Annotated in this window: 25 protein-coding genes; 6 read left to right on the top strand and 19 right to left on the bottom strand. The window is 33.3% G+C overall.

Annotated features, from left to right (window positions below; genetic code table 11):
* Window positions 1-176 precede the first annotated feature (176 nt).
* From AC1Q7L_RS12395 to AC1Q7L_RS12330, 14 genes are all read right to left on the bottom strand, one after another.
* On the bottom strand, window positions 177-1,673 hold the full coding sequence (locus AC1Q7L_RS12395; RefSeq protein ID WP_492306214.1) for a sodium:solute symporter: 1,497 nt from the start codon (window positions 1,671-1,673) through the stop codon (window positions 177-179).
* 116 nt (window positions 1,674-1,789) lie between these two features.
* The gene (locus tag AC1Q7L_RS12390) at window positions 1,790-2,077 is read right to left on the bottom strand and encodes a GNAT family N-acetyltransferase (protein WP_410693210.1); all 288 of its coding nucleotides are present in this window, start codon (window positions 2,075-2,077) and stop codon (window positions 1,790-1,792) included.
* Between the two features lies 1 nt (window position 2,078).
* Window positions 2,079-2,477, bottom strand: a complete 399-nt coding sequence (locus tag AC1Q7L_RS12385) for an OsmC family protein (RefSeq protein WP_066751525.1) — start codon at window positions 2,475-2,477, stop codon at window positions 2,079-2,081.
* Window positions 2,477-2,695, bottom strand: coding sequence for a (4Fe-4S)-binding protein (locus tag AC1Q7L_RS12380; protein WP_066751522.1), 219 nt, complete (start codon window positions 2,693-2,695; stop codon window positions 2,477-2,479). Before AC1Q7L_RS12380 ends, AC1Q7L_RS12385 begins: the two co-directional genes overlap by 1 nt.
* 1 nt (window position 2,696) lies before the next feature.
* Window positions 2,697-3,275 carry a TMEM175 family protein gene (locus tag AC1Q7L_RS12375; protein ID WP_492306213.1) on the bottom strand — a complete coding sequence of 193 codons (579 nt, stop codon included), beginning with the start codon at window positions 3,273-3,275 and terminating at the stop codon, window positions 2,697-2,699.
* The gene (locus AC1Q7L_RS12370; RefSeq protein ID WP_410693212.1) at window positions 3,275-3,808 is read right to left on the bottom strand and encodes an NADPH-dependent FMN reductase; all 534 of its coding nucleotides are present in this window, start codon (window positions 3,806-3,808) and stop codon (window positions 3,275-3,277) included. Before AC1Q7L_RS12370 ends, AC1Q7L_RS12375 begins: the two co-directional genes overlap by 1 nt.
* A 16-nt stretch (window positions 3,809-3,824) precedes the next feature.
* Entirely contained in the window at window positions 3,825-4,700 is an 876-nt protein-coding gene (gene bla / locus AC1Q7L_RS12365; RefSeq protein ID WP_492306212.1) for a subclass B3 metallo-beta-lactamase, read from the bottom strand.
* A 41-nt stretch (window positions 4,701-4,741) separates the two neighbouring features.
* Window positions 4,742-5,641 (bottom strand): pirin family protein, encoded by a 900-nt coding sequence (locus AC1Q7L_RS12360; protein WP_492306211.1) that lies wholly within the window; start codon window positions 5,639-5,641, stop codon window positions 4,742-4,744.
* A 325-nt stretch (window positions 5,642-5,966) separates the two neighbouring features.
* Window positions 5,967-6,842, bottom strand: a complete 876-nt coding sequence (locus AC1Q7L_RS12355) for a pirin family protein (protein ID WP_492306210.1) — start codon at window positions 6,840-6,842, stop codon at window positions 5,967-5,969.
* A 357-nt stretch (window positions 6,843-7,199) separates the two neighbouring features.
* Window positions 7,200-7,784 (bottom strand): MFS transporter, encoded by a 585-nt coding sequence (locus tag AC1Q7L_RS12350; RefSeq protein WP_492306209.1) that lies wholly within the window; start codon window positions 7,782-7,784, stop codon window positions 7,200-7,202.
* Between the two features lie 33 nt (window positions 7,785-7,817).
* Window positions 7,818-8,606, bottom strand: coding sequence for an MFS transporter (locus tag AC1Q7L_RS12345; protein ID WP_492306208.1), 789 nt, complete (start codon window positions 8,604-8,606; stop codon window positions 7,818-7,820).
* A 205-nt stretch (window positions 8,607-8,811) separates the two neighbouring features.
* Window positions 8,812-9,624, bottom strand: coding sequence for a hypothetical protein (locus tag AC1Q7L_RS12340; RefSeq protein WP_410693217.1), 813 nt, complete (start codon window positions 9,622-9,624; stop codon window positions 8,812-8,814).
* A gap of 242 nt (window positions 9,625-9,866) precedes the next feature.
* Complete coding sequence (gene asnB / locus AC1Q7L_RS12335) at window positions 9,867-11,537, bottom strand: asparagine synthase B (protein ID WP_492306207.1); 1,671 nt, start codon at window positions 11,535-11,537, stop codon at window positions 9,867-9,869.
* A gap of 319 nt (window positions 11,538-11,856) precedes the next feature.
* Window positions 11,857-13,524: a GLPGLI family protein gene (locus AC1Q7L_RS12330; RefSeq protein WP_492306206.1), complete on the bottom strand. Its 1,668-nt coding sequence runs from the start codon at window positions 13,522-13,524 to the stop codon at window positions 11,857-11,859.
* 131 nt (window positions 13,525-13,655) lie between these two features.
* Here AC1Q7L_RS12330 and AC1Q7L_RS12325 point away from each other — a divergent pair, with 131 nt between their 5' ends.
* Entirely contained in the window at window positions 13,656-14,609 is a 954-nt protein-coding gene (locus AC1Q7L_RS12325; protein ID WP_492306205.1) for a hypothetical protein, read from the top strand.
* A 31-nt stretch (window positions 14,610-14,640) separates the two neighbouring features.
* On the opposite strand, the gene AC1Q7L_RS12320 is transcribed toward AC1Q7L_RS12325, so the two are convergent.
* On the bottom strand, window positions 14,641-15,846 hold the full coding sequence (locus AC1Q7L_RS12320; protein ID WP_410693220.1) for an RsmB/NOP family class I SAM-dependent RNA methyltransferase: 1,206 nt from the start codon (window positions 15,844-15,846) through the stop codon (window positions 14,641-14,643).
* Window positions 15,847-16,017: 171 nt separating this feature from the next.
* Between AC1Q7L_RS12320 and AC1Q7L_RS12315 the strand changes: the two genes are divergently transcribed.
* Window positions 16,018-16,362, top strand: coding sequence for a zinc ribbon domain-containing protein YjdM (locus tag AC1Q7L_RS12315; RefSeq protein WP_410693221.1), 345 nt, complete (start codon window positions 16,018-16,020; stop codon window positions 16,360-16,362).
* 482 nt (window positions 16,363-16,844) lie between these two features.
* Here the strand turns inward: AC1Q7L_RS12315 and AC1Q7L_RS12310 are convergent, their stop codons facing one another.
* Entirely contained in the window at window positions 16,845-17,780 is a 936-nt protein-coding gene (locus tag AC1Q7L_RS12310) for a sulfate/molybdate ABC transporter ATP-binding protein (protein ID WP_492306204.1), read from the bottom strand.
* Between the two features lie 75 nt (window positions 17,781-17,855).
* Between AC1Q7L_RS12310 and AC1Q7L_RS12305 the strand changes: the two genes are divergently transcribed.
* Both AC1Q7L_RS12305 and pheS read left to right on the top strand, forming a co-directional pair.
* Window positions 17,856-18,515 (top strand): YceI family protein, encoded by a 660-nt coding sequence (locus AC1Q7L_RS12305; protein ID WP_492306203.1) that lies wholly within the window; start codon window positions 17,856-17,858, stop codon window positions 18,513-18,515.
* A 127-nt stretch (window positions 18,516-18,642) separates the two neighbouring features.
* Window positions 18,643-19,653, top strand: coding sequence for a phenylalanine--tRNA ligase subunit alpha (gene pheS / locus AC1Q7L_RS12300; protein ID WP_054511197.1), 1,011 nt, complete (start codon window positions 18,643-18,645; stop codon window positions 19,651-19,653).
* A gap of 377 nt (window positions 19,654-20,030) precedes the next feature.
* Here pheS and AC1Q7L_RS12295 read toward each other — a convergent pair whose 3' ends face one another.
* Together AC1Q7L_RS12295 and AC1Q7L_RS12290 are read right to left on the bottom strand one after the other, a co-directional pair.
* A complete protein-coding gene (locus AC1Q7L_RS12295) occupies window positions 20,031-22,463 on the bottom strand; it encodes a DUF5916 domain-containing protein (RefSeq protein WP_492306202.1) in 2,433 nt (810 codons plus the stop codon).
* A gap of 116 nt (window positions 22,464-22,579) precedes the next feature.
* A complete protein-coding gene (locus tag AC1Q7L_RS12290; protein ID WP_492306201.1) occupies window positions 22,580-23,350 on the bottom strand; it encodes a DUF3108 domain-containing protein in 771 nt (256 codons plus the stop codon).
* A 157-nt stretch (window positions 23,351-23,507) separates the two neighbouring features.
* Here AC1Q7L_RS12290 and AC1Q7L_RS12285 point away from each other — a divergent pair, with 157 nt between their 5' ends.
* Both AC1Q7L_RS12285 and AC1Q7L_RS12280 read left to right on the top strand, forming a co-directional pair.
* On the top strand, window positions 23,508-24,563 hold the full coding sequence (locus tag AC1Q7L_RS12285; RefSeq protein ID WP_073291081.1) for an NAD(P)/FAD-dependent oxidoreductase: 1,056 nt from the start codon (window positions 23,508-23,510) through the stop codon (window positions 24,561-24,563).
* An 85-nt stretch (window positions 24,564-24,648) separates the two neighbouring features.
* On the top strand, window positions 24,649-24,978 hold the full coding sequence (locus tag AC1Q7L_RS12280) for a 2Fe-2S iron-sulfur cluster-binding family protein (RefSeq protein ID WP_072409557.1): 330 nt from the start codon (window positions 24,649-24,651) through the stop codon (window positions 24,976-24,978).
* Between the two features lie 73 nt (window positions 24,979-25,051).
* Here AC1Q7L_RS12280 and AC1Q7L_RS12275 read toward each other — a convergent pair whose 3' ends face one another.
* Window positions 25,052-25,717, bottom strand: a complete 666-nt coding sequence (locus AC1Q7L_RS12275) for a hypothetical protein (RefSeq protein WP_492306200.1) — start codon at window positions 25,715-25,717, stop codon at window positions 25,052-25,054.
* Window positions 25,718-25,773: the final 56 nt, after the last annotated feature.

The following is a 25,773-nucleotide window of genomic DNA, read 5'->3' as shown; positions in this document are numbered from 1 at the left end:
TAACAGTTTTATTAAAATATTATTAATCTTTTTTAACTTAATATTGTAACTGAATCTTTGCCATTGATTTTTTAAATCTTCGAATCTCAACAACGTAATTTTTTCATCAATAGGGGTGGGCTTTAGCCCGTCCAAACCCAAAAGCCTAATCAATTGGCTTTAGCCAAAACTTAAAATTATTTCTTTCTAATCAACCAAAGCCCAAAGAAAGTCAACAATCCATTAATGATCAACAACTCCAATCCTATTTTGAAATCTCCGAAAAGAGTAGCCTGATATTTATCGATAAAATAAGAGATAATCGGCGCTGCGATACAAACGTAAGGAACCAATTTATCAACAACTTTATATTTAGTGAAAATTCCGAAAGCAAAAAGTCCTAATAGCGGTCCATAAGTGAATCCGGCCAATTTAAGAATTAAACCAATCATGGAATTATCATTAATAATTTTAAAGATAACAACCATAACTAAGAAAGAAGCAGCAACAATTAAGTGAACATTTTTTCTGAATTTTTCCTTCTTTTTAGTATCCCAAGGCTTGTCTTTCATTCCAACAATATCAATACAAATTGATGAGGTAAGCGCCGTCATAGCACCGTCTGCACTTGGAAATAAAGCTGAAATTAAAGCGATAATAAATATAATTGAAATAAATCCTGGCATATGATTTAAAGCCACTTCAGGGAAAATTTTATCTCCGAAAATATCTTTTCCATTCAATAAAAATTCTTTTTTAGGAATTCCGTCTTTAATAATTTCTGTGATGTGACCACCTTCGCTTTGTCCAAAAAGATATAAAAGTCCGCCCATATAAAGGAATAGTGAAATCACACCCAATAAGATGAAACCAAGCGTTACCATATTTTTCTGAGAATCTTTCAGCTTTGTTACAGAAAGACTTTTCTGCATCATTTCCTGATCAATTCCGGTCATGGTGATGGTAATAAATGCCCCGGCAAGAATTTGTTTGATGAAAAATCCGGGAGAATTAATATCGAATTCAAATATTTTAGTATAGCCTTTATCGCCCATTGCGGTTAAACTCTGCCCAACACTTAGATCTAAATGATTCAACATATAAACCGTACAGATAATCAATCCTAAAAGCATGCAAGAAGTCTGTAAAGTATCTGTCCAGACAATGGTTTTTACACCTCCTTCATAGGTATAAAGGATAATCATGATTAAAATAATTAAGGTCGTCACAATAAAAGGAACTCCTAAACTATCTAAAATAGTGATTTGAAGAATATTAACAACCAAATACAATCTCGCTGTCGCACCCACTAATCTCGAAACAATGAAAATCCACGCTCCCGATTTATAGGAAAGTTGCCCCATTCTTTGCTGAAGATAACCATAAATTGAGGTTAATTTTAACCGATAATATAAAGGAAGTAAAACGTAGGCAACCACAATATATCCGATAAGATAACCTAAAGTAATCTGTAAATACGAAAAACTGTCTTTTCCAACGGCACCCGGAACGCTCACGAAAGTCACTCCAGAAAGTGAAGTTCCGATCATTCCAAAGGCAACAAGCATCCAGTTACTTTTACGGTTTCCGATGAAGAAACTCTCATTATCACTGCCTTTTCCTGTTTTGTAAGCTACCCAAAGGAGTAGGGCGAAATAAATGATAATGATGGACAATAATATAAGTGGAGACATATTTTATTCGATTAAAATTTTACAAATATAGTTTTTTTATGGTGTGTTAAAAAAGAAAAAAACCTCTCAGTATTGATAACTGAAAGGTTGATTTATTTTCTGTGTTTAATTTAAAACTAATTAACTAAAACATCCTGAAGTTCTTCACTTTTCTGGAAACTAGCCTTAGCAAACGGACAAAGCGGAATGATTTTCTTGCCATTTTGCCTTGCGAATTCTACCGCAGCCAAAAGCATTTCTTTACCAACACCTTTTCCGTTGTGTTCTTCGCCTACCTCGGTGTGATCGATGATGAATCTTTCTTCACCCGCCCAAGTGTAAGTCATTTTTCCTGCTGAGATCCCGTCTATGAAAGCTTCAAAACTTCCGTGTTTTTCGTCGTTGGTTTGTTTTACTTCTATCATATTATGAAAATTTGGTTTGAATTTCTATATCGTGAGTTAATATTTTGTGTACAGGGCATGCATCAGCTATCAAATGAAGCCTTTTCATCTGTTCTTCGTCAAGATTTGTGCCTTCAAAACTGATATTTCTTTTGAAAACACAAAGTTTTGTCAAAGGAAAATTTTCAAGTTCTACTTCTACATTTATTTTTTCTACATCCCATTCTTTTCGGTCGATGTACATTTTTAATGTGGCTGCGGTACAGCTTGCTAATGATGTTGCCAGGATTTCAAAAGGATTAAAACCTTTATTCTGTCCGCCTTTATCTACAGGTTCATCCGTGATCAGTTGGTTTTCGCCAGCCGTTACTTCGGTGTAATATTTTTCTTTTCCTAAAACTGCTTTTACGGTTACTCCCATTATTGTTGTGTCTTGAATTTATAACTTAATGCTCCGGAAGGGCACAGGTCTATTTGATTTTTAAGTTCTTGAGGAGTTGCATTTTCAACTTTTATCCAAGGTCTTTCTTTTGGATTATAAACTTTTGGAAGAGTTTTCACGCAAACTGTTGAATGGATACATTTTTGAGGTTGCCAGATAACAGTGATTTCTCCATTGATGTATTCGTGTGTTTCCATACTAATCTTCTTTTAATGATCTTTCAATTCTTTTGTCGGGAACGAGCCATAGCAAAGCAGAGGCGTAATAAAAACCTATTGCAATATAAGGATAAAAAAACGAAGTCACGATCCCTGAAATATAAAAAATAATCGATATATACTCTTTAAATTTAGAATGTATTGCTTCTTTTATCTTCGAGTTTTCGCCTTCATTTTTTATAATTAAATTTTCCAGAATGGTATACGCAATCCCAGCCATTATTAATCCTATGCCATAAACTGTTACTGGATTTTTTGCAAAATGAGTTTCACCAATCCACTCTGTGGCGACGGGCATTAATGAAAGCCAAAATAACAAATGAAGATTGGCCCAAAGAATATTTCCGTTCACTTTTTTTACAGCCTGAAACAAATGATGATGGTTATTCCAATAGATTCCGATATAAATAAAACTAAAAATATAAGCCAAAAACTTTGGAATAAGAGGTTTCAAACTTTCCCAATTAGTTCCTTCCGGTACTTTTAATTCAAGCACCATAATTGTAATAATAACAGCTAAAACGCCGTCACTGAAAGCCTCTAATCTTCCTTTTGTCATTAGTTTTTAACCTGAATTTTAAAATTTTCAATTTTTTCCTTTAATTCTTTAAGCATTTCCGGATTGATGACGCCACTTTCTAAATCGAAGTTTTCGTAAAATTTAGAAAGAGAAAAAGTATCTTTAATATCAGCTCCAAAGTTTGGAAAGAACGTTTTTGCCGTATTCATCACATTTCCTCCGCCGTAACCTCCGGGAGAAGTACTCATCAAAAGCATTGGCTTATTCTGAAAAACTTTAACATTAATTCTTGAAGCCCAATCGAAAACGTTTTTAAAAGCTGCGCTATACGATCTGTTATGTTCTGCAAGCGAACAAATAATCACGTCGCATTCTTCTATTTGCTTTAAAAAGTTGTGCGCTTCATCCGGAAAACCTTTCTTTTCCAGATCAACAGAAAAAGTAGGCATCGTGAAATTATTAAGATCAATTAAATTAATTTCTTCATCCTGAAAATCTTTCAAAACAAATTTTACCAATTCTCTGTTAATTGAAGTGGAAGAGGTACTTCCTGCAAATGCTAATATTTTCATTATTTAATACTTTCTGTTATTTTTCTGGTGAATCTTGTTTTACTTTTTCCTGATAATCTGCTTCTAATTTTTCAAGTTTTTGAAAATAGACTTCTTTATCTGCAAATAGTTTCGGATTGTAAGCATCTCCTTCTTTTCGTTTTGTGTGCAGACCAAACTGACTTCCATGAGAGGCTACCCAAATGTCAAAATTCACATTTTTCATCGCTTTAAATGTATCACCATAATCTTTCTGAATCGTTTGATACGTTTTTACTTCAGAGAATTTTTTGTCATCAATAATGATCGAAGGCAAATTGGCAATTAAAACTTTATAGGTTTGATTTTTATCTTTGGTTTCGAATAAAAAACTACAAGATCCTTTTGTATGTCCCGGATGATGAAGTAAAGTCAGGGTCGTATTCCCGAGTTTTATTTTAGCATTATTTTTCAAAAGATAGTCAGGAGTTACTGGTTTAAAAGTTACTCCGTATTTTCCTAGTTCGTAGTCTGATTTACCGCCGCTTTTTAATTCTTCTGCATCTTTTTCATCAACATACAATTTAGCGCCTGTTTCTTTTTTTATGTCAGCCATTGCTCCCATGTGGTCAAAATGAGCCTGTGTCAAAGTAAGAATTTTTATGTCCTTATAATTAAAACCAAGTTTTTTAATACTATTCTTGATCATTGGAAACGAGCCCGCTAATCCTGTGTTGATAAGAATGTTCCCTTTATCAGTAACAATTAGATAAGATGCCAAATCGTAAGTTCCTACATAATATAAATTTCCTGCAATTCTGAACGGCTCATAAGGTTTTGACCATTCTTCAGGATTGTTTTTAGGCTCATTTACGGTCTGAGCATTACTTAAAAAGGATGTAATTATTAAGAATACAAGGATTATTCTATTCATTTATTTAGGATTTATGAGTGAAAATTCTGAGATTTTAAAGTTTATTTTCTGTTTAAAATAGCTTTTGGAAGTGGCACAAATTCGTGTTCATCGCCTGGAACTAAAGGAAAAGCATCGTGATTTTGGTCGTTCCAATTTACTTTCGCCTGATCGATTAATTCTTTGTCTGAATTTACAAAATTCCAGAATATAAAACGCTCTTCATCAAAAGGTTCTCCTCCGAAAAGATAAACAGTTCCGTTTTCGCTCATTTCGAACTCACAAAGTTTGGTTTCTTTGGCGATCATTAATTGTTTTGAACCGTAAGAATTTCCGTCTGTAGTAACGGTTCCGTCCAAAACATACATGGCAGCTTCACCGTAAAGATCTTTTCCGATGCTGATTTTTTGAGCCGTTTTTGTTTTAATTTCAATAAAAAATAATTTACTGTGAACAGGAACCGGAGATGTTCTTCCAAAAGCTTCTCCTGCAATTAATTTATATTGAATATTACCTTCTTCCCAAACCGGAATTTCATTCGCTTCGATATGATGAAAGGTTGGTTCACTTTGTTCTAAATGTTTTGGAAGTCCGACCCAGATTTGAAATCCGTGAAGTTTTTTATCGGTATGTCTTAAATATTCAGGGGTTCTTTCTGAGTGAACAACACCTTTTCCTGCGGTCATCCAGTTTACGGCGCCTGGTTTAATTTCAAGAGCACTTCCGATGCTGTCTCTGTGGAAAATTGATCCTTCCAAAAGATAAGTTAAGGTTGAAAGTCCGATATGCGGATGTGGCGGAACATCAAGATTTTGATAATCTTTTAATTCAGATGGTCCCATATGATCGATAAAAACGAAAGGTCCGACTGCTCTTTTTTCACGGAAAGGCAATAATCTTCCCACTAAAAAGTTTCCTATATCTGCTGATTTTTCTTCTATAATAAGTCCGATGTTTGACATGGCTAAAGTTGTTTTTTCAATTTTTGTTTACGCTAATGTAATCAATATTTCCAATGGTTATGGTACTTTAATGAAAATTAAAGTTGAATAGATTCTTGTTGGATAAACGCAAAGACGCAAAGAATTTTTTAATTATTCTGTTTTAAGGCGCAAGAAAATCGAAGATTTTCAATTTCTAATCCTATTTAATTTGATAGTTGTTTTATACTCAATCAATTTTATCGCAGATAAAATCCTTGCGCCTTAAAATAATCAGTTGTTAATTAACTTTGCGTCTTTGCGATTATCCAAAAACTCAATTATAAAGGTAAGAAATAATTAAAAATTAATCCGCCAAATATCCAAATCTTCCCAAATTATAATCCTCAAAAGCCTGCATAATTTCTTCTTTTGAATTCATTACAAACGGGCCATGTGGATAAATAGGTTCGTCTAAAGGCATTCCGCTGATGATTAATACAATTGAATCTTCAGATGCTTCAATGGTGAAATTTTCGCCTTCATTCTGGAATAATACCAAATGATCTGATGGTGCTTTTTCTTCTCCGTTTATGATGATACTTCCTTCAACAACCAAAGCTGCGGTATTAAAGTTTGCAGGAAAATTGAACTCCGCTTTTCCTCCTGTTTTTAATTTTGCATTCATCATGTGAACCGGACTGTAAGTAAATGCAGGGCCTTTATGATCGTTATATTCTCCTGCGATGATTTCTATGATTCCGTTGTCACCAAGATCTACTTTTTCCATATCGGAATTTTTGATTGCCTGATATTTTGGACAACTCATTTTGTATACTGAAGGAAGATTTACCCAAAGCTGAACCATTTGGAAAATTCCGCCTGTTTTTGCCCATTCGGTTTCATGATATTCTTTGTGAAGTACGCCTTTTGCAGCGGTCATCCATTGTACATCGCCTTCACCGATAATTCCTCCGCCTCCTGCGCTGTCGTGATGCTCAACTCTGCCTTGATAAGCTATAGTTACGGTTTCAAAACCTCTGTGAGGGTGTACACCGACTCCTCTTGGTGTTTCTGTTCCGTTGAAATGAAATTTTGAATTATAATCGAGCATAATGAAAGGATCCATTCTCTTCATATCCAATCCTTGTACGCCCGGAATAAAATTATGCACCCTAAAACCGTCACCCACAAAATGTGCAGGTTTTGGAGATACTACGATTTCTACTTTTTTAGTTGCCATAATAGTGTTGATTTTATATAAGCAAAGTTATTAAAGTTGAAAATCAGATGCATTGATGTGTGATAAGTAGTTGGCTTGTTCTGAAGTTAAGAGATGCGAAAATGGGAGATGTTGAAATATAATTTTTTGTATTATGACAAACCTCACAGGTTTTCAAAACCTGTGAGGTTTATTATGTGGAAAGATTCGATTCTAGATCCCTGTGGGATGACAAACTTTGCGGTTACTTGAAATGTCAAATACTGGGCAAATACCCTAGCCGCGATTGCAGCGAAAGTCCTTTTGAAAAAAAAGATTGTAGCGGAAAGCGGGAAACAGCTTCAAAAAATATTAATTAAATTGGTGGAATCTCTAATTTTAATCCTCTTTTGATTTCATGTTTTTTCCATCTGAGACATGAAGTCTTCTGAAAACAAGTCCGGAAATGATGGTTAAAATTCCGACAGTCAGAAATGTATATCGGAAAGCGTTGTGTATTTCTCCTTCGATTAAATCTGTATTTTCATATAATTTTAAAACAATTAAACCAAATGCGATCCCAAAACCAATGGCAAGTTGTTGATTGACGGATATTAATGAGTTTCCACTGCTTGTTTGAAAGTTTCGCAAATCTGCAATGGAAATGGTGTTCATTGAGGTGAATTGAATCGAATTGAAGAATCCCAAAACGGCAATAATCGGTACAAACCAATATAAAGAAGTGTGAATATTCGGAATAGCTAATAAACAGATTAAAGTTCCGATGATGAAAGTGTTGACCATCAACGTTTTTCGATAACCGAAAGTATCTAAAATTTTAATGACATAAGATTTTCCAAACATGGCGGTTAAAGCCATCGGCGCGATAATCCAGCCGGAAGTTACCGCGGATTGTTTGTACGCAATCTGAATCATTAGCGGTAATAATAATGGAATAGCACTGATTCCTACTCGCGTTGCCAAGTTTCCTACAACGCCAACACGAAATGTTCTTACCTAAAAAAGATTTAACGGAAAAATAGGATTTCCACCTCTTTTTGCATGTCTGTAATAATAATACATGAATAAAAATCCTAAAATAAACACGACCAAAACGGGAGTTGTATTTTGAAGATCTCCAAAAAGTTCTAACGAAATGGAAAGTAGGAGAGAGGCTGCCGCAAAGATCAAGAAGCCTTTTAAATCGAAATCGGGGGACTCAGATTTGTAATTAGGCATGTATTTGACACCTAAAATAATTCCGATGATACCGAACGGAATATTAATTAAGAAAATCCAGTGCCACGAAAGATAATCTACCATGTAACCTCCGACTAATGGACCTAAAACAGGACCAATCAAAGCAGGAATGATGGCGAAATTCATTGCTTTTAATAATTCATTTTTATCGAAAGTTTTAATTAAAGCTAATTTTCCGACGGGAGTCATTAAACTTCCCCCAACACCCTGAATTACTCGGGCAATCACCAAATGCGTAAGGTTTTGCGAAATAGCACAAAAAAACGAACCCAAACTGAAAAGTATTAACGAAAAAATAAAAACTTTTCTTGTTCCAAAACGATCGGCCAAAAAACCGCTTGCCGGCATAAAAACTGCTAGTGTAAGAACGTAACTGATGATTGCGTTCTGCATGTTAAGTGGAGATTCCTGTAGGTCTTTTGCGATGGAAGGCAGGGAAGTATTTAAAATTGTGGAATCCAGCATCTGCATGAAAATCGCAGTGGCAAGAATCAGTGGAAGGATTTTTTTTATGGATGTTTTGGGTTGTTCACTTACTTCTGACATATGATTTTTACTGAAAATGAAAACTTTTCAGATTTGTTTTTGTTCAAAGAATTGTTCTTTTTTAAAGCAATATTTATTCCTTAATGAGTTTTTTAAACAAAGATTTTATGTAAAATAATAAACTAAGTCTAGATTCCTTGGGAATAGCAAATTTAGAATTGATTTCAACAAAAAAGTCTTGCGATGTTTCACAAGACTTTTTGATTTATTTTCTAGGCTTTTCTACTCCTTTCCACTCGTCACCAGCTTTTCTGTACTGGCTTAGTTCGTAAGTTTTGAAATCCGTTGTTTTGTATTCAATGTTATCAGTATTCTGTTCAAAAGGCATGATGTAGTAAAAATCTACATCTGTTTTATCTGTTTTAGTTCCTTTTTTAACTGAAGGTACATATTTAGAGAATTTATAACTTGGAAGATACTGCTTCACTCTTGCATAGAAAGCTTTGTTTTCTTTCTCTTCAGGAATGATATCTACAATATTGAAATCATCTTTTTTCTTATTGATCCAAAGATAATAAGTTTTCTCTTCCTGAGTTTTTTTGTTCAAAGAGTTGAAAGCAAATAATTCTTTCGGTACCAATTCCTTGATTTTTTCAGGATCTACTTTTGTGAAATATTCTCCCTGAGAAGGATCAACATACGTCTCTAAGTTTAACATTAAGACATTGTTATTCTCGAAATTTTTATTTTTAAAATATTGATTTAAAGATAATTCTGCTGTTGCTCTTAATTCTTTACCTCTTGCATCCAGTTTTTTTGTTGGATTTTGAGGATTTACTTTTTTCACAAACTCATACAAAACCTTAGGCTTAACATCCTTAAGGTGTGGATACGTTTTTAGCTGTTCAGCTTTTGCAAGCCAATAGAATTGTTGATAATAATCATCCTTTTCATTATCCTTTACGCTTTTGTATGTTAAAGCAAGTTTTTTTGAGTTAAGATATTTACCAAATTTACCCTGACCAAAGGTAAAAGTTATAGATAATAAAGCAAAAAAGATAGTAATGTTTCTTCTCATTTTTATAAAATTGATTTTTCGTTTTCCAAATATAATTATTTATTAGATAATATTTTTGATTGTCAGTTAAATTATATCAATTTATTATTAGTTTTTCAAAAGAAAATCCTGTATCGCTACAGGATTGATAAATTTTATTGTTAGGTAATAGGATTCAGGGCTTAAAAATTAGGTTTTTAGCTTACTGTTTTAAATTCTATTTTCCTAAACCCTAAACCCTAAACCCTAAACCCTAAACCCTTTTATTCATATGAAGTTTCGTGAACTTTTACAGATCTTCCGCTCGGATCGTTCATTTTTTTGAAAGCTTCATCCCATTCCAAAGCAATTGGGCTGGAACACGCAACAGATGGAACAGATGGAACCGTAGCTGCAGCCGTTTCACTTGGGAAATGTTCTTCAAAAATTGTTCTGTAACGATACTCTTCTTTGTTTTGAGGAGTATTTAATGGGAATCTGAATTTCGCATTAGTCATCATTTCGTCAGAAACCTCTTTTTCAGCAACTTCTTTTAAGGTATCGATCCATGAATAACCAACGCCGTCCGAGAACTGCTCTTTTTGTCTCCACGCTATAGATTCGGGAAGTAAATCTTCAAATGCTTTTCTTAGAACCCATTTTTCGATTTTTCCTTCAGCAACGTTGATCATTTTATCTTTTGGATTAACAGCCATCGCAATATCCATGAATTCTTTGTCTAAGAAAGGTACACGACCTTCAATTCCCCAGCTCATTAACGCCTTGTTGGCTCTCAGGCAATCGTAAAGGTGAAGTTTTCCTAATTTTCTTACCGTTTCATCATGGAATTCTTTTGCATTCGGAGCTTTATGGAAATACAAATATCCACCGAATAATTCATCGGAACCTTCACCGGAAAGCACCATTTTTATTCCCATTGATTTAATAACTCTTGCCAAAAGATACATCGGAGTAGAAGCTCTGATGGTTGTTACATCATAAGTTTCCAAGTGATAAATTACATCACGAACAGCGTCCAGACCTTCCTGAACAGTGAAATTAACTTCATGATGAATTGATCCGATATGTTCTGCAGCTTTTTTTGCAGCAATAAGATCGGGTGAGCCTACCAAACCAACAGCAAAACTGTGTAATCTTGGATACCAAGCTTCCTGAGTATCGCCACTTTCAATTCTTTGTCTTGCAAATTTTGCGGTAATTGCAGAAATAACAGAAGAATCCAAACCTCCTGAAAGAAGCACGCCGTAAGGAACATCACTCATTAATTGTCTGTGAACGGCATCTTCAAGTCCTTTTCTGATCTTAGAAATATCAGTTTCGTTATCTTTTACATGATCAAAACTTTCCCAGTTTCTTGTGTACCATTGTTGAAGTTCAGTTCCATCCGGGCTGAAAACAAAATATCCGGGTAAAAAAGTTTCAATAGTTTTGCAAACTCCTTCCAACGCTTTTAGTTCAGAAGCTACATAATAGTTTCCGTTTTTGTCCCAACCTTGATATAATGGACAGATTCCCATGTGATCACGGGCGATCAGATAAACATCATTTTCTATGTCATAAAGAGCAAAAGCGAAAATCCCATTTAGTTTTTCGATGAAATTTTTCCCGTATTTTCTATAAAGAGCTAAAATAACTTCGCAATCTGACTGCGTTTGAAATTCATAATCAGGAAATTCTTCCTTTAATTCTCTATGGTTATAAATCTCTCCGTTTACCGCTAAAACAACGTTCCCGTCTTTTGTAAATAAAGGCTGCTTTCCTGAAGTAGGATCTACAATAGCAAGTCTTTCGTGAGAGAAAACTACTTTTTCATTTTGAAATACGCCACTCCAGTCCGGACCTCTGTGACGAATTTTTTTTGACATTTCTAAAACTTGAGGTCTTAATATTTCGGTTTTTTGTTTTGCATCAAACAAACATACGATTCCACACATTTTTTATCATTTATTTAAAGCAAAAATAGAATTGTAATTTAAAAATAACAACAAAAAATACATAAATGTGAAAAATTTTAACTTAATAAATTGTTTAACGGTAAAATATTAATTAAATGTACTAATTATGGCGATTTTGATTAATATTTTTCACATCTACATATTAATTCATTATTACATACGAAATAAAAATGAAATATTTATTAATCTATGTTAATTAATTATACGAATTTTTGCCCTTACTTTGTGGCTCGAAATAATTTTTTTTCATCATTTGTGTTTTTACCTTCTTGCAATCCCATTGCAAGAAGGTTTTGTTTTATTGGGACCCAAGTAAAACGCCTGATACATTCCACGAACTGAAACTTGTTCCTTCCGTTGGTCCCTGAGGTATTTTTACCTGAATGGTGTGCTTCCCTGCTTTTAAATCTCCAAGAGGAATAAAGTTTGGATTGGTAACAGTTCCCGGGCACCAGTTTGATCTGCTTAGGTCTGATGATGAAAGTCCGTCCGGGAAATTTCCAGATGCAGGATTATACAGTCGGTAAGATCCGCAATCCGATCTCCATGGAACAAAAGAAAACGCCATTTTCCCATCAAGGAATATAGAATTGGCTTTAGGAACAAATTCGTCTCCATTTTCCCAACCGCCGTGGCCTGTAGTTGTATATCTCAGCTGTGCATTTTTCAAATCTTTTTGTAACGTAAATTCTACAAAAAGCCCTTTATGGTTATTGAACATGGTTGAATAGTCCTGTCCGGCCATTTCCATAATGTTGAGTGTATTGAAAAGTGGAATGACCGTGTTATTTTTATTCACAGCCTGATCACTTTTGTGAATTGTTATTTCCAAACTTACTTTGTGACCGCCTTTGTCATAGTTACCAATAAAAGTACCGATCCAAAGTTCTTTTTCAGAAAGGGAAGGTTTTAATTCAGTGATATCTTGACGATAAGGTGTGATTGTTTGCCACGTTTTTCCTTTTAATTCAATGTGATTAAATTTTTGAGTACCAAAAGCGGTAAAAAATCTCATCATTTCGGTTGCAGGAGTATAATTTTCGGTTGAAGTTATACCATAATACTGCTTTCCGTTGCCGTTGTCATAAAGAGGAAGTGTTTTTGCTCCTTTTTCTAATCCGTCAAAGAAAGATTGAGATTTATCTTGCGGAATAAAGAAAACGGTTCCGGTTCTGTCGTAAGCGTCGCCGTTGGACTGTTGCTTAAGTTCAGCAAAAATTAGTTCACCTTCTGAGATTTTTGGGAACTTAATTTTTTTAAGTATAATTGTTCCGTTGGCGAATCTTTTTATCTGTTCATCTGATTTTGATTGATCAGAAAAATTAATAGTTTCATTTTCAAAAACTTTTAAAGTAGTAAATCTGCTTTTCCAAAGAAGATCTTTATAACCTAATAAATCTGTAGAATTTATAGGACCTTTTAATAAAGTTTCAATATCTGTTTTCTTAACTTTTTTAATTGAATTGGCTGTTATCACAGAATTTTTATTACGCTCAACTTCCAACACCAATCCTAAGTTTTGACCTAAAGTTGACGGTCCACCTTTGATTTTTAAATCATTCGTATACCAAACTTCAATGGTGTTTGAATTGATTTTTGTAACCGCTTTCTTGCAATTATAACCTAGAATTTTTTTCGTTTCGTTTGTGAATTCAAAAGTTTGTTTTCCTACAGATTCTACATCAGAAGTTGAAATAATTTCGTTAGGCTTTAAAAATCCATAAGAAACAATAGTATTTGAAGGTTTTTCGATTTTCGTTATTTCAAAAGGATAATCGCTTTTTTGTTCTCTGATTTTGTTATTTAAGATAAAATTTTCCTTTTCATTAGCCCAGACTAAAGTCGGAGTTTGATCGGTCAATACTTTTCCGTTGTAAGAACTGATGTATTGGATTTCGTATGTCTGAGCAAACGTCAAACAAAATAAAAAGAAGGTAAAAAAACTGAATAAAATTCTTTTGCGCATAATAGAGTAGGTTTATCACAAAGATAAAATTTAGTTAACATAATATCAACTTTGTGAATTTTCAAAATAGCTTTTATTAATAGGTATGAAATATTTACATGATTGTTACGTTCAAACAAAAAATAATAACCATGAAGCGATTTTTTCTGCTTTTTTTATTTCTATTTTCATCATGCTTTATATCGGCACATACGTCAAAAGTGAGAGTTGGAACTTTTGGAAATGTGAAAACATATTTTTCATCGAGTTTTAATTTTGGAGAAAAAACAATTGAATCTGAAGAGCTTAAAATTCAGATTATAGGAAGATTTTCAAAAGTAATTTCTGAAAGATTGGGATATTCTGATACGATTTTAATAGAACACAGAACTTATTACGCTCATAATCCAAATCAAAAATTTTTTATTTTAGAAAATAATAATTCACAATATAAAGTTGCAGTATTAGAAGATGGAGCAGTTCTTAAAAGTAATAATAAAGGTTTGTCAATCAGGATTATTGGTAATGAAGTTCAGGTTGTTGATGTTTTAAAATTAATTGAATATTCTATTCTAAATAGAAAGAAACTTAATAAAAAGTTGGTTCCTACAGATTATTACTTTGGTGAAAAAAATAAATTGTCAATTTTAGTAAACACGAAAGATTTTATACAGAAAATAATAAAAAAAGAATCAAAGTTAGTTGATGATATAATTAATGAAGAAGTTATTTTATTAGATAATGGCTCATTAGGAACTCAAATTTCATGGAAGAATAACGAATTTATATTTGCAAAAAGCACAAAAGATTTGAAGGAAGACAATGTTTATAAAAACTATTATGTAACTTATAAAGTTCTAGATTTTAGATACTATATTACTTCTTTTGATTGTGATTATTTTCTAATTTTTAATAATAAAAATACATTTACTTATTTTGACGGAATAGAAGAAAATACTTCTCCGAAAATAAATGTTGAAAAGAAAGGTTGGTATGTATTCAATTTAGTAAGAGAGAAGCTAGGCAGTAGAATTATTTTATACGATACGAGCGAATATTTTTATCTGTATGATATCAACAAAAAACTACTCCAAAAAATAGAGTAGTTAATGTATTTTGATAATGTTAAGCTAATGTTTAAGCAAGTCTTTCAATCAAAGCCATGTAGAATCCATCATACCCTTCGCTAGGCATTACTTTTTCTTCTTTAACCATTTTAAAATCTGCATTATTTTTCAAGAATTCTTCAACCTGTAAATTGTTCTCAGAAGGTAGGATAGAACATGTTGCATACACCATTTTTCCGCCTTTTTTAAGAATTTTAGAATAATCCTGAAGAATTTGCTGTTGTTCTTTTTTAATTCTATCGATAAAATCTTGGTCGATTTTCCACTTACTGTCAGGGTTTCTTTTCAAAACTCCCAGACCTGAACATGGCGCATCGATCAATAATCTGTCGGCTTTCTCATGAAGACGTTTGATTACTTTGTTGTCAGCAATCATACGTGTTTCAATGTTGTGGGCTCCGGCTCTTTTTGCACGACGCTTTAGCTCAGCTAATTTCCATTCGTAGATATCTAAAGCGATAATTTGTCCTTTATTGCCCATTAAAGCAGCTAAGTGAAGCGTTTTTCCACCTGCACCTGCGCAAGCATCCACAACTCTTTGTCCTTCTTTTACATCAAGGAAATATCCGATTTTTTGAGAAGTCGCATCCTGAACTTCAAATAATCCGTCTTTAAATGCAGTTGTAAGAAAAACATTCTTTTTCTCTTCCAATTGTACTGCATCTGGATAATTTTTTACAGTGTAAGAAACAATATTGTCAGATTCTAGGTCAGAAATAAGTTCTCTTGGTGTAGTTTTTAAAGCATTAGCTCTTAAAACGGTAGGAGCGCGCTCATTCAGAGCTTTCATTTCTTTCTCCCAAATTGGACCTAATTCTCTTTCCAAAGTCTCAACCAACCATTCAGGAATAGAATGCTCAATTGCTTTGGTAGGAACAGTTCCTTTTTTAAGCTTAGTGGTGATATCAGCGATTTTTATTCCTTCAAATTCTTCAAATCTTTTATAATTTGTTTTGCTCCAAAGTAAATATGCGATAATTAGTTTGTAAATATTATCAGGTTTTACGCCTTCTCCCATATAATATTCCAGACGTTTTTTCCAACGGATGATATTATAGAAAATCTCAGAAACAACGGCTCTATCCTGGCTTCCCCATTTTCTGTGAGCTTTTAAAAGTCTTTCGATTACTTTATCGGCGTATTTATTTTTCTCGAAAAATGTTTCTTGTAAAGCATCGTGAATTCCGATCGCTAAGTTTCTGTGAATAAGTTCCATAAATTGCTTCTCCTGTTTTGAATCTGCAAAAATACGAAAATTATAAATGGTATTAGTTATGATTTATAAGTTATGAATTATGAGTTTTTCACTAGACAATAACTTCCATCTCTCAACTTAAGCTTCCAACTGATTAATTATAAAATTTTACCTTTGCAAAAATTAAAAAATATGAGTGATACTGTACTTTGCCCGAAATGTGGTTCCGAATTTACTTATCCAAGCGATAACATGACGGTTTGTTCTCAATGTTTCTACGAATGGAATCCTGAAGAAGCAGCTTCTGAAGCTTCAAACGAAGGAAAAATCCTTGATGCTAACGGAAATGAATTACAAGACGGTGATTCTGTAGTTGTTGTTAAAGATCTTCCTGTAAAAGGCGCTCCAAAACCGGTAAAAGCAGGAACTAAAGTGAAAAATATTCGTTTAAGACCAGACAGCGACCATAATATTGATTGTAAAATTGATGGTTTCGGTTCAATGGCTTTGAAATCTGAATTTGTAAAGAAAGCGTAATTACGCTGTAAGCAATAGGCTTTAGGCAGTAAGCTTTTCCATGTTTGCTGCCTAAATTCCACAAAAAAAAGGAAAGAATTGGACAGTGTTATCTTTCGAAGACTTAATTGCAGAGCCTGCTAATGTCCGCCTAATGGATGAAAGAGAATTAACCAAAAATTTCCTTATGCTGTGGTACTACAAATCTAAGAAAAAGATTGATAGATTATAACCTTTTTTATCCACAAATTAATAATAACTGTTAGTAAATGTGGTAATTATGATTTTTAGAAGCTGTTTCCCGCTTTCCGTTACAATCTTTTTTTTCAAAAAAGGATTTTCTCTTCAATCGGGGCTAGGGCATTCGTCGCCATCATTATTTTTTGTCATTGCGAGTAGCGAAGCAAAGAAGCAATCTCATTTCAACAAAATTAAAATTAGTATCATGTAATAAATAGCGTTGTTGGGATTCTTACTGAATGACAAACTGTATGCTTAAAACCTTAATCAAAAGAAATATTAACCAGATTTTCAAGCTTTCCATCAGTATAAACAACAAGTTCCTTATCCTCCATTTTCAACTTATTCCAATAATGATTTCCTGCAAATCGACTTTCTAAAACCTCTGCTTCAAAACCATTTTCAGAAATTGTAACCTCTTTCGGATAATAAGAAAATTTAGAAAGTTTTAAATCTGAAATTTCACTTTCATTGAAAATATTCACTTCCCCAAAAAGCTTTGCAACATAAGAATTGTAAGGATTTCTATACGTTTCTTCCGGACTTTCATTCTGAATTAATCTTCCTTCCTGAAGAATAACAATCTGGTCAAGCCAAGGCATAATATCCTGCAATTCGTGAGTGGAAATGATCAGAGAAATATTATGTTCTTTCACATATCTGAACAATTTTTCACGAAGTTCAATCTTTCTGGGAAAATCCAGATTACTGAAAGGTTCATCTAAAATTAAAAGCTTCGGAAGTACAGAAAGTGCCCTTGCAATGGCAACTCTTTGCTGTTGACCACCACTTAAGTATTTAGGTAAAATAGTTGCAAATTCTTCCAATCCAACAACTTCCAGAAGTTCGGTTACGGTTTCTTTTTTCTTTTTCAGATCAATATTAGAAATAAATTTTCCCACATTATCAGCCACGGTAGAATAGGGCATCAGATCAAAATTCTGAGCCACAAATTTCATTTCCGCTTCACCGGGAACTAAGTTTCCTTTTGGCCCGAAAAGTTTGGTTTCGTTAAAAATAATTTCACCACTTTCCCAGTCGAGAAGTCCGTAAATCAAATTTAATAAGGTAGATTTTCCACAACCGCTTTCCCCCGCCAATGCGATGATCTTTCCCTCTTCAAACTTGATGTTGAGGTTCTGAAACAGCGGTTTGTCTTTGGTATGTGAGAAGTATAAATTGTTTATTTCTAATAGCATATTACAAATGTAGCGATTTTAGGAAAAAATAAAATATTTTATTATATTTACAGGTAGAATAAAAATATATCAAAAATGAGAAAAAAACTGTTTTCGTTAGCTATTCCTGCTCTTTTTACTGCGGTTGTAGTGGTTTCTTGTAATAAAGACAAACCTCTTACAAGCGAAAGTAATGAAGTTGCAACAACTAAGGACGGTAGCCAGTTTACATTGGATACTTTAAACAGTAAAGTGGAGTGGAAAGGATATAAAGTCTTTAAATCTGAAAATACTAGCCATTTCGGAACGATTAAGTTTGAAAGTGGTGACGTCACAGTAAAAGACGGTAAACTTGAAAGCGGAAAATTTGTTGCTGATATGAATTCTTTAACATCAGTTGATTTAAAAGACGATGCTGATCAGTTAGGAAAATTAAATGGTCATTTGAAAAGCGGAGATTTCTTCGAAGTAGAAAAATTTCCCACAGCTTCTTATGAAATCACAAAAGTTACTCCGGCTGCGGAGGGTGATTACAACACATTGCTAGACGGTAACTTAACGATTAAAGGAATTACAAAACCTACTCAGTTTAAAGCCAATGTTTCTGTAAAAGATGGAGTAGTGAGCGTTGCAACTGAGCCTAAGGATATTAAAAGAGAAGAGTTTGGCGTGAAATTCCAGGCTCCTGCTGAAAACGGAGTCATCAAGGATGAGGTAACTCTTCAGATCAACGTTAAAGCTTTAGAAAAAAAATAATTTTTTTATTTAAGTGAAATAAGTGATTGAAGTCTGCCTCCGAAAAGAGGCAGATTTTTTTTGGTTCAAATAAATTATTAAACTTAAAAACCGTATTTTTGCAAAACATTTTTGAAAGTGTAGAATAATGATAGAAAAGATAGAAGAACTACTTGTTGAAGTAAACGGCTTTAATGCTACATCTAGAGAGGAGATAGAGAACTTCCGAATTAAGTACAATGGTAAAAAAGGTGTTCTGAATGATTTTTTTGAAAAATTTAAAGAAGTACCGAACGACCAGAAGAAAGAATTCGGGCAGAAGATCAATACTCTAAAGCAAGCGGTTGCTGTAAAATTGGAAGATTTGAAAACATCGTCTGAATCTTCTATTATTTTAGAAAAAGAAGATCTTACGAGACCTGCTTTTCCATTGGATTTGGGTTCAAGACATCCAATTAATGTGGTGAAGAACAGAATTATCGAGATTTTTAAATCTATCGGATTTGCTGTTGCAGACGGACCGGAGATCGAAGACGACTGGCACAACTTTACAGCCCTTAATCTTCCTGAATACCATCCGGCAAGAGATATGCAGGATACTTTCTTTATCGAGCAAAATCCAGATCTTTTGTTGAGAACGCATACTTCTTCTGTACAGATTCGTTACATGGAAGAAAATCAGCCGCCGATCAGAATTTTATCTCCGGGAAGAGTATTCAGAAATGAAGCAATTTCTTCACGTTCGCACTGTATTTTCCACCAGATTGAAGGTTTGTATATTGACGAGAACGTAAGTTTTGCAGATATGAAGCAAACGATCCAGTTCTTTACGACTGAGCTTTTCGGTAAGTCTAAAATCAGAATGAGACCTTCTTATTTCCCTTTCACAGAGCCAAGTGCTGAGATTGATGTATATTGGGGATTAAACTCTGAAACTGACTACAGAATTACAAAAGGAACAGGTTGGTTAGAAATCATGGGTTGTGGAATGGTAGATCCTGCCGTTTTGAAGAATGTAAACATTGATTCTGAGAAATATTCAGGATACGCATTCGGAATGGGTATTGAAAGAATTACAATGCTTCTTTACCAAATGAGTGATATCAGAATGTTCTTCGAAAATGATATCCGAACATTGGAACAGTTTAAAACTTTATAATAAAAATTAAACCTCCGACAACTTCGGAGGTTTTTTTATAGAAAAATATCTATAACCCAACCGATATATATCTACGCTATTTAAAACAATAATACACTTTGATGTTGGTATCTTTGTATCAACAAAATGAGAAAAAAAAATTATTTTTTTGCACAAGTGAATGAAAACAAAACCTCCGAAAATTTCCGGAGGTTTTTTGTTTTTAATTACTGACCTTAGAAACAAAACGTAATTAAAAACTGATTATTAAAAAACTTATACAGTACTTATTATTCTTAAAAGATGCTTCAACGCAGCTCCACATGACATTGGTTCGGAATAATACATAATTAAACAGCTCGTATTAAAGATGGTATTAAGCCTGTTGAAGCATCAAACTAACTTTTCATATTCTTCTTTTTCGTCCAGGTTTTTACTCGATTATAGTCTAAAAAGTAGGTCAGCTTTAACGAAAAATTATTCACCATTGGTTCGCTGAAGAGTGTATCATAATTTTTCCCCACATTCAATCTTGACATTTCAAGATAATTTGAAGTTGCATTTCTGTATAATAATGTCAACTGACTTCCGGGCGCAAACCACCACGAAAATCTTAGATCAACATTCCAGGCATTGTAAGTTCCATCAAGGTTTTTGGTGAAATTATTGGTTTCGGCTAGACTTCCGTCTTGGTTTAAAGTATAAAAGTTTTTATAAGTAACATCTGAAAAATAATGTCTGAAAGTTAATGTTAAAGCCATTTTTTCATTAAAAGTATATTTTGAGGTTAAAGCATTTTCGTACGTATTTCTTTGTCTTCTTCCGATGAAAATATCCGTGTCACTTTTTCCGGCAAAACCTGTTTCATTGTTGCTGAAACTTGGATTAAAACTCCAGTTTACATTAAATTTATCCGAAAATCTGTAACGCAATCCGAAATTAGTGAAAACCTGATTTCTTCCTTTTTCATCAAATGCATAATAATCGACCGTAAAATTATACTGCAGTTTTTTTCTGCTGTCACTTTCAAACCAAACCCAAGAATCAAAATATCCGGGAATTTTAAGGTGTCTTCCAAAGGTTCTGGGTTCGTAAATATCATTTTGCCCGAAAGGAGTAAATTCAATTCCACCACCGAAAACTCTGAACTTTTTATCAGTAAAACTATTGTTATTATTGAAAACAAAATTTGAGTTTAAGAATGGTTCAATTCGATGAAAATAATTTAGATTAAAATTCAAGTAAATATTGTTGAATTTCTCTGTTGGCTGTAAAATTCTGTAACCGTACCAAGCATTATAATTCGCAAAATTGGTCTTAGTTGAAAATCCAAGATCATTAATATCCCAATCTTTTGTTGTGGCGTTTCCGTTTAATGAAAAACGGTGTTTTCCTGCAATTTTTTCAACTCCGGCTTCTGCACGACTTCCAAATTTTGTTCCTTCATCCATCACCCAACTTCCTTTCAGACTTCCGAAAGTTTTGTAGGTATTTTTCTTGTTGATTAAATCCCAAAGAATCCCTGTGGAATTGGCATCCCGGAAATCTCCTTCTCTGGTTACATTGGTGTTTACAAGGGAAACCGATGAATTTCCGTTGAATCTCTGATCGAAAACTAACACATTATAATTCGTCCATGGTTCTACAACTTCTTTTCTGGTTTCGCCTGTTTCATTATTTAAAATTGTAGCTTCCATTTTTTGAGTTATTCCATTAAAAAAGCCAATTCCAAGCCCTTTTTTTGTTCTTCCTGAAATTTTAAAAGCATTGAATAATTTTACTTTTGCAGGATATTCTAAGACTTCCTCGTTTTCGTGTGTTGTTGGATATCTTGAAGGCTCTCCACCGACTCTTCTTGAGTAAAACATTCCGCCTTTGCTGAATAATTCGGTTCCTTCAGTGAAAAAAGTTCTTTGCTCGGAAAATTGCTGCTCGAACGGACTTAAATTTAAAATAGAATTATCAAAATTAGCCTGTCCAAAGTCCGGAATTAAGGTCATATCAAAAGTGAAGGCATCATTAATTCCATATTTTACATCCATTCCGCCATTGAAATTTGTTGTGGTTTTTCCGTCAAAACTATTGACGTAACTTGAAAAATAAGGTGTAAAAGACAATCTGGTAGGAGGATTGATGTTTTCGATACCTTGTAAAATACCATCAAAAAGTGTGTAAGAGTTTTTAGCATTATCTACAAAATTCCAGTCGTAAAAAGTTTTTGTCCGCTGAATTTTTCTAAACATATTCATTCCCCATTCCTGAACATTATTCTTTGGAAATCTCAATTCGGAGTAAGGAATTTTTATTTCAACAGCCCAGCCTTTATCGTTGATTTTTGCTCCACTGTACCAAATGGAATTCCAGGTATCATCTTCTCCGTCAGTCGTTAATTTGGCATCATATTGCACACCTGCTGCAGTTACTACAAACTCCAGACTTTGCTGTTTGTCATTATATCCATTTAAAGCAAGACCAAAAAAATCATCATTGCTGATTCCGTCTCTCTCCGTTAATTCTTTTGCAATCTTTTTGGGAGTTGGATCGTACATTTGAGCAGCAAAATAAATTCCGGTATCATCATATAAAATTCTGACTTCGGTTTTTAAAGAATCTGGCTGAGGTCTTCCATTATTTGGATTTCTTTCAATAAAACTTGTCGCAATGGGAGCGTTTTGCCATTCTGCATCATCAGGAATTCCATCAATTTTTGGTGATGATGAGGTTTTAGTGATAATAATTTTTTTTCTTACAATATGATCATCTTCTTTTTTCTGAGAATACGCTATCAATGAGTGAAATAGCAGACAAATGATCAGTAATTTAGTTCTCATGTTCTTAGTGTTATAAAATCAAGACAATCTAAAAAGAGAATTTATTACATCTAAAAACAAAAATGTCTGTAAAAATTTTTACAGACATTTTCAAAATTAAAAAAACTAACTATATTTTATTTTGTGAATTTCAAAGGATATTTCACATTTTTAAAGTCATCAATACTGGCTTTTAAAGAGCCTACGGCCAATTCTGCTTTCAATAACATCGGAACGTGATTCGCATCATTAGAAACCCACATCGTCACACCTTCTTTTTCTTTGAAAACCCTTCCGCTTTTTACAGACGGAATAATTTTTAAACAGTTAATGGTTCCGAATTTTGTCTTTAAATTTTCTGTTCCTGTTACTTTTAACTGGAAAGGAAACATTTCATCATCAATCCAGACGTTCATGTTGATTACTGTTCCGACTTTCAATTCAGCCGGGCTTTTGCTTCTTAAATAATAGAAACAGGAAAGCATATCCTGAACTCCTTTTACTGATTTTATAACCTTAGAGCCATTAGCTGGAGTTTTTTTATCGGTTAAAATTAAAGTTTGATTATCGTGATTGAAAACAGTTTCAAAATGCTGTGTATATCCACCTTCTTTTACGTTTCTTACATAGAAACTTGGAAGTCCGGTTTGTATGTTGATAAAACTTTCATACAAATCTTCTACTTTAAAAAATGCTTTTACAGCACCCGTTGTAGACCCAGTTCCTTTTACATAAAGATGCGGAACTCCTTGATAAGTAGTTGTTTTTGTGGTTAAATTTGCGGTTCCGGCATTAAGAAAACCATAATGGATTCTCAAGGTTAAAGATTCGCCGTTTGCGATATTATCTATCTGAGCACTGCTCAAACAGAAAATGAATAAAGTTAAAATATTAAATATTTTCTTCATACTAAGAGCATTAACAAAAAGGTTGCCAAATTTAAAGTTTTTATTTTTTTAATGATATTTGATAAATCTCAGCTTTTTATTTAGACTGAATTAAATATGCTTAGCATTAAAATTAGTAAATTTGCAGCTATACTTATAATTAAATTATCTTATTATTATGATAACTACTGATATATTGATCATAGGAGCCGGACCAACTGGACTTTTTGCTGTTTTTGAAGCAGGTTTATTAAAAATGAAGTGTCACATTATCGATGCACTTCCTCAACCTGGAGGCCAATTGACTGAGCTTTATCCTAAAAAACCTATTTTCGATATTCCGGGGTATCCTTCGGTGAATGCAGGGGAATTAATTGATAATTTAATGGAGCAGATCAAGCAGTTTCAACCTGGTTTTACATTGGGAGAAACAGCGGTTTCTTATTCAAAAGTTGATGATGAGTGGTTTGAAGTTATTACCAACAAAGGAACTGTTCACAGAGCAAAAGCAATTGCAATTGCAGGTGGTTTGGGAACTTTCGAACCTAGAAAACCAACTTTTGAAAATGTAGCTGATTACGAAGAAAAAGGTCTTGAATATTTCGTTAAAGAGCCTGAACATTTCAGAAATAAAAAAGTAGTTATTGCCGGAGGTGGTGATTCTGCGCTTGACTGGAGTATTTTCTTGTCAAATGTAGCAAGTGAAGTTACTTTGATCCACAGAAGAAACGAGTTCAGAGGAGCATTGGATTCTGTAGAAAAAGTACAGGATCTTAAAAATCAAGGAAAGATTAAATTAATTACTCCAGCTGAAGTTACAGGAATCAAAGGAGATGGAAAGGTAGAATCGATCACTGTTGTAAAAGATGGTGAAGAAGCTTATGATCTTGAAACTGATTATTTCATTCCATTATTCGGATTGACTCCAAAATTGGGAGATATTTCTAAGTGGGGCTTGAATATCGAGAAAAATGCAATCGTTGTTAACAATGCATTAGATTATCAAACAAATATCGATGGAATCTACGCAATTGGAGATATCAACACCTATCCGGGTAAATTGAAATTGATTCTTTGTGGTTTCCATGAGGCAACATTGATGTGCCAAAGTGTTTATAACAGATTAAATCCGGGTAAAAAATACGTATTAAAATATACAACTGTAAGTGGAGTAGACGGGTTCGACGGAAGCCGAAAAGAAGCTGAGAAAGCTGTTGTGAAAAAAATTGATTAAATTTGTTGCCAGTTGACGGTTATTAGTTGTTAGTTAAAACGAACTTTTACCATCAACTAAAGAAGACAATCAACTATCAACTAAAATGAACGATATTAATATAAAAATCACCGATAGAGACGGTGTAACTCACGATATTGTTGCTCCTACGGATATGTCCATGAACTTAATGGAAATCATCCGTTCGTATGAATTAGCAGAAGAAGGAACAATCGGAGTTTGTGGAGGAATGGCGATGTGCGCATCATGTCAGGTATACGTGATCAGTGATCCGGGACTTGTAGAAATGGGCGATGAAGAAGATGCAATGCTTGCAGAAGCTTACCATGTGAAGGAGAATAGCAGACTGGGTTGCCAGCTGCATATTGTTGAAGAAATGGAGGGCCTTGAAGTGGAGATTGCTCCTTATCCTTAAAAGGTTTTTAACTTAAAAATATAAACTCCTGAAGATTTTCTTCGGGAGTTTTTTATAAAATTAATTTTAGATATTAACTTGTTTGAAGTATAAAGTTTAAAACACCTTGATACATTAAATTAACTTGTTCTATAGTATATTCAGAGTATTTTCCATGAGCTGCTCTATTTCTTAAATCTAGCCAAGCTGTAATATTTTTTTGCTCCAATACTCCATAAACACCATCTTTTGTTAATTCTGCATTTAATACATTAGCTTTTTTAGGAATATAATTATCTCCTTTACTAATTGTTACTTCAATTAAAGAATTTTCACATAATTTCCTTAAATGTTCCTCTAATACTGAGCCTATCATAACTGCAGCAGGATCTTTGTATTTTTCATCTAGTAAATATTTAGCCATTTCTAAAAAATCAGTAAATACTTCTGATGTGACTAATTTTCTTAAACTTTTTAACCAATCTAACTCAATTTCGTGTTTAATTGAGTATAAAATATTTACACCAGCTTTAGCTTTATTAAAATAATTATGATCAACTATTTTGATAAACTCTTTATAATAAGTATGGTTTTCTCCATATAAATTTGCAATAAAGGATAATGATAAAGTTTTGAATCCTGCAAGTAATCCTTCATCTACAAAATCATCTGAAAATTCAGAATATCTTTTGGATCCTAATAAATTATTTCCCTTTTCAATTATAAGATCAATTCTGGTAATCAATTCTTCTTTTTTCATATTAAGTTTTATGGTTATAATATCAAATATAAAACATTAAAAAAAATATCCAAAAT

The organism is Chryseobacterium sp. GW823-FHT05E08 (assembly GCF_058795655.1).
This window is presented reverse-complemented; position numbering and strand designations above follow the sequence as displayed.

Excerpts from the sequence above, each read along its gene's own strand:
- AC1Q7L_RS12395 (WP_492306214.1), bottom strand. The coding sequence starts at position 1,673 with ATGTCTCCACTTATATTATTGTCCATCATTATCATTTATTTCGCCCTA.
- AC1Q7L_RS12390 (WP_410693210.1), bottom strand. The coding sequence starts at position 2,077 with ATGATAGAAGTAAAACAAACCAACGACGAAAAACACGGAAGTTTTGAA.
- AC1Q7L_RS12385 (WP_066751525.1), bottom strand. The coding sequence starts at position 2,477 with ATGGGAGTAACCGTAAAAGCAGTTTTAGGAAAAGAAAAATATTACACC.
- AC1Q7L_RS12380 (WP_066751522.1), bottom strand. The coding sequence starts at position 2,695 with ATGGAAACACACGAATACATCAATGGAGAAATCACTGTTATCTGGCAA.
- AC1Q7L_RS12375 (WP_492306213.1), bottom strand. The coding sequence starts at position 3,275 with ATGACAAAAGGAAGATTAGAGGCTTTCAGTGACGGCGTTTTAGCTGTT.
- AC1Q7L_RS12370 (WP_410693212.1), bottom strand. The coding sequence starts at position 3,808 with ATGAAAATATTAGCATTTGCAGGAAGTACCTCTTCCACTTCAATTAAC.
- bla (WP_492306212.1), bottom strand. The coding sequence starts at position 4,700 with ATGAATAGAATAATCCTTGTATTCTTAATAATTACATCCTTTTTAAGT.
- AC1Q7L_RS12360 (WP_492306211.1), bottom strand. The coding sequence starts at position 5,641 with ATGTCAAACATCGGACTTATTATAGAAGAAAAATCAGCAGATATAGGA.
- AC1Q7L_RS12355 (WP_492306210.1), bottom strand. The coding sequence starts at position 6,842 with ATGGCAACTAAAAAAGTAGAAATCGTAGTATCTCCAAAACCTGCACAT.
- AC1Q7L_RS12345 (WP_492306208.1), bottom strand. The coding sequence starts at position 8,606 with ATGTCAGAAGTAAGTGAACAACCCAAAACATCCATAAAAAAAATCCTT.
- AC1Q7L_RS12340 (WP_410693217.1), bottom strand. The coding sequence starts at position 9,624 with ATGAGAAGAAACATTACTATCTTTTTTGCTTTATTATCTATAACTTTT.
- asnB (WP_492306207.1), bottom strand. The coding sequence starts at position 11,537 with ATGTGTGGAATCGTATGTTTGTTTGATGCAAAACAAAAAACCGAAATA.
- AC1Q7L_RS12330 (WP_492306206.1), bottom strand. The coding sequence starts at position 13,524 with ATGCGCAAAAGAATTTTATTCAGTTTTTTTACCTTCTTTTTATTTTGT.
- AC1Q7L_RS12325 (WP_492306205.1), top strand. The coding sequence starts at position 13,656 with ATGAAGCGATTTTTTCTGCTTTTTTTATTTCTATTTTCATCATGCTTT.
- AC1Q7L_RS12320 (WP_410693220.1), bottom strand. The coding sequence starts at position 15,846 with ATGGAACTTATTCACAGAAACTTAGCGATCGGAATTCACGATGCTTTA.
- AC1Q7L_RS12315 (WP_410693221.1), top strand. The coding sequence starts at position 16,018 with ATGAGTGATACTGTACTTTGCCCGAAATGTGGTTCCGAATTTACTTAT.
- AC1Q7L_RS12310 (WP_492306204.1), bottom strand. The coding sequence starts at position 17,780 with ATGCTATTAGAAATAAACAATTTATACTTCTCACATACCAAAGACAAA.
- AC1Q7L_RS12305 (WP_492306203.1), top strand. The coding sequence starts at position 17,856 with ATGAGAAAAAAACTGTTTTCGTTAGCTATTCCTGCTCTTTTTACTGCG.
- pheS (WP_054511197.1), top strand. The coding sequence starts at position 18,643 with ATGATAGAAAAGATAGAAGAACTACTTGTTGAAGTAAACGGCTTTAAT.
- AC1Q7L_RS12295 (WP_492306202.1), bottom strand. The coding sequence starts at position 22,463 with ATGAGAACTAAATTACTGATCATTTGTCTGCTATTTCACTCATTGATA.
- AC1Q7L_RS12290 (WP_492306201.1), bottom strand. The coding sequence starts at position 23,350 with ATGAAGAAAATATTTAATATTTTAACTTTATTCATTTTCTGTTTGAGC.
- AC1Q7L_RS12285 (WP_073291081.1), top strand. The coding sequence starts at position 23,508 with ATGATAACTACTGATATATTGATCATAGGAGCCGGACCAACTGGACTT.
- AC1Q7L_RS12280 (WP_072409557.1), top strand. The coding sequence starts at position 24,649 with ATGAACGATATTAATATAAAAATCACCGATAGAGACGGTGTAACTCAC.
- AC1Q7L_RS12275 (WP_492306200.1), bottom strand. The coding sequence starts at position 25,717 with ATGAAAAAAGAAGAATTGATTACCAGAATTGATCTTATAATTGAAAAG.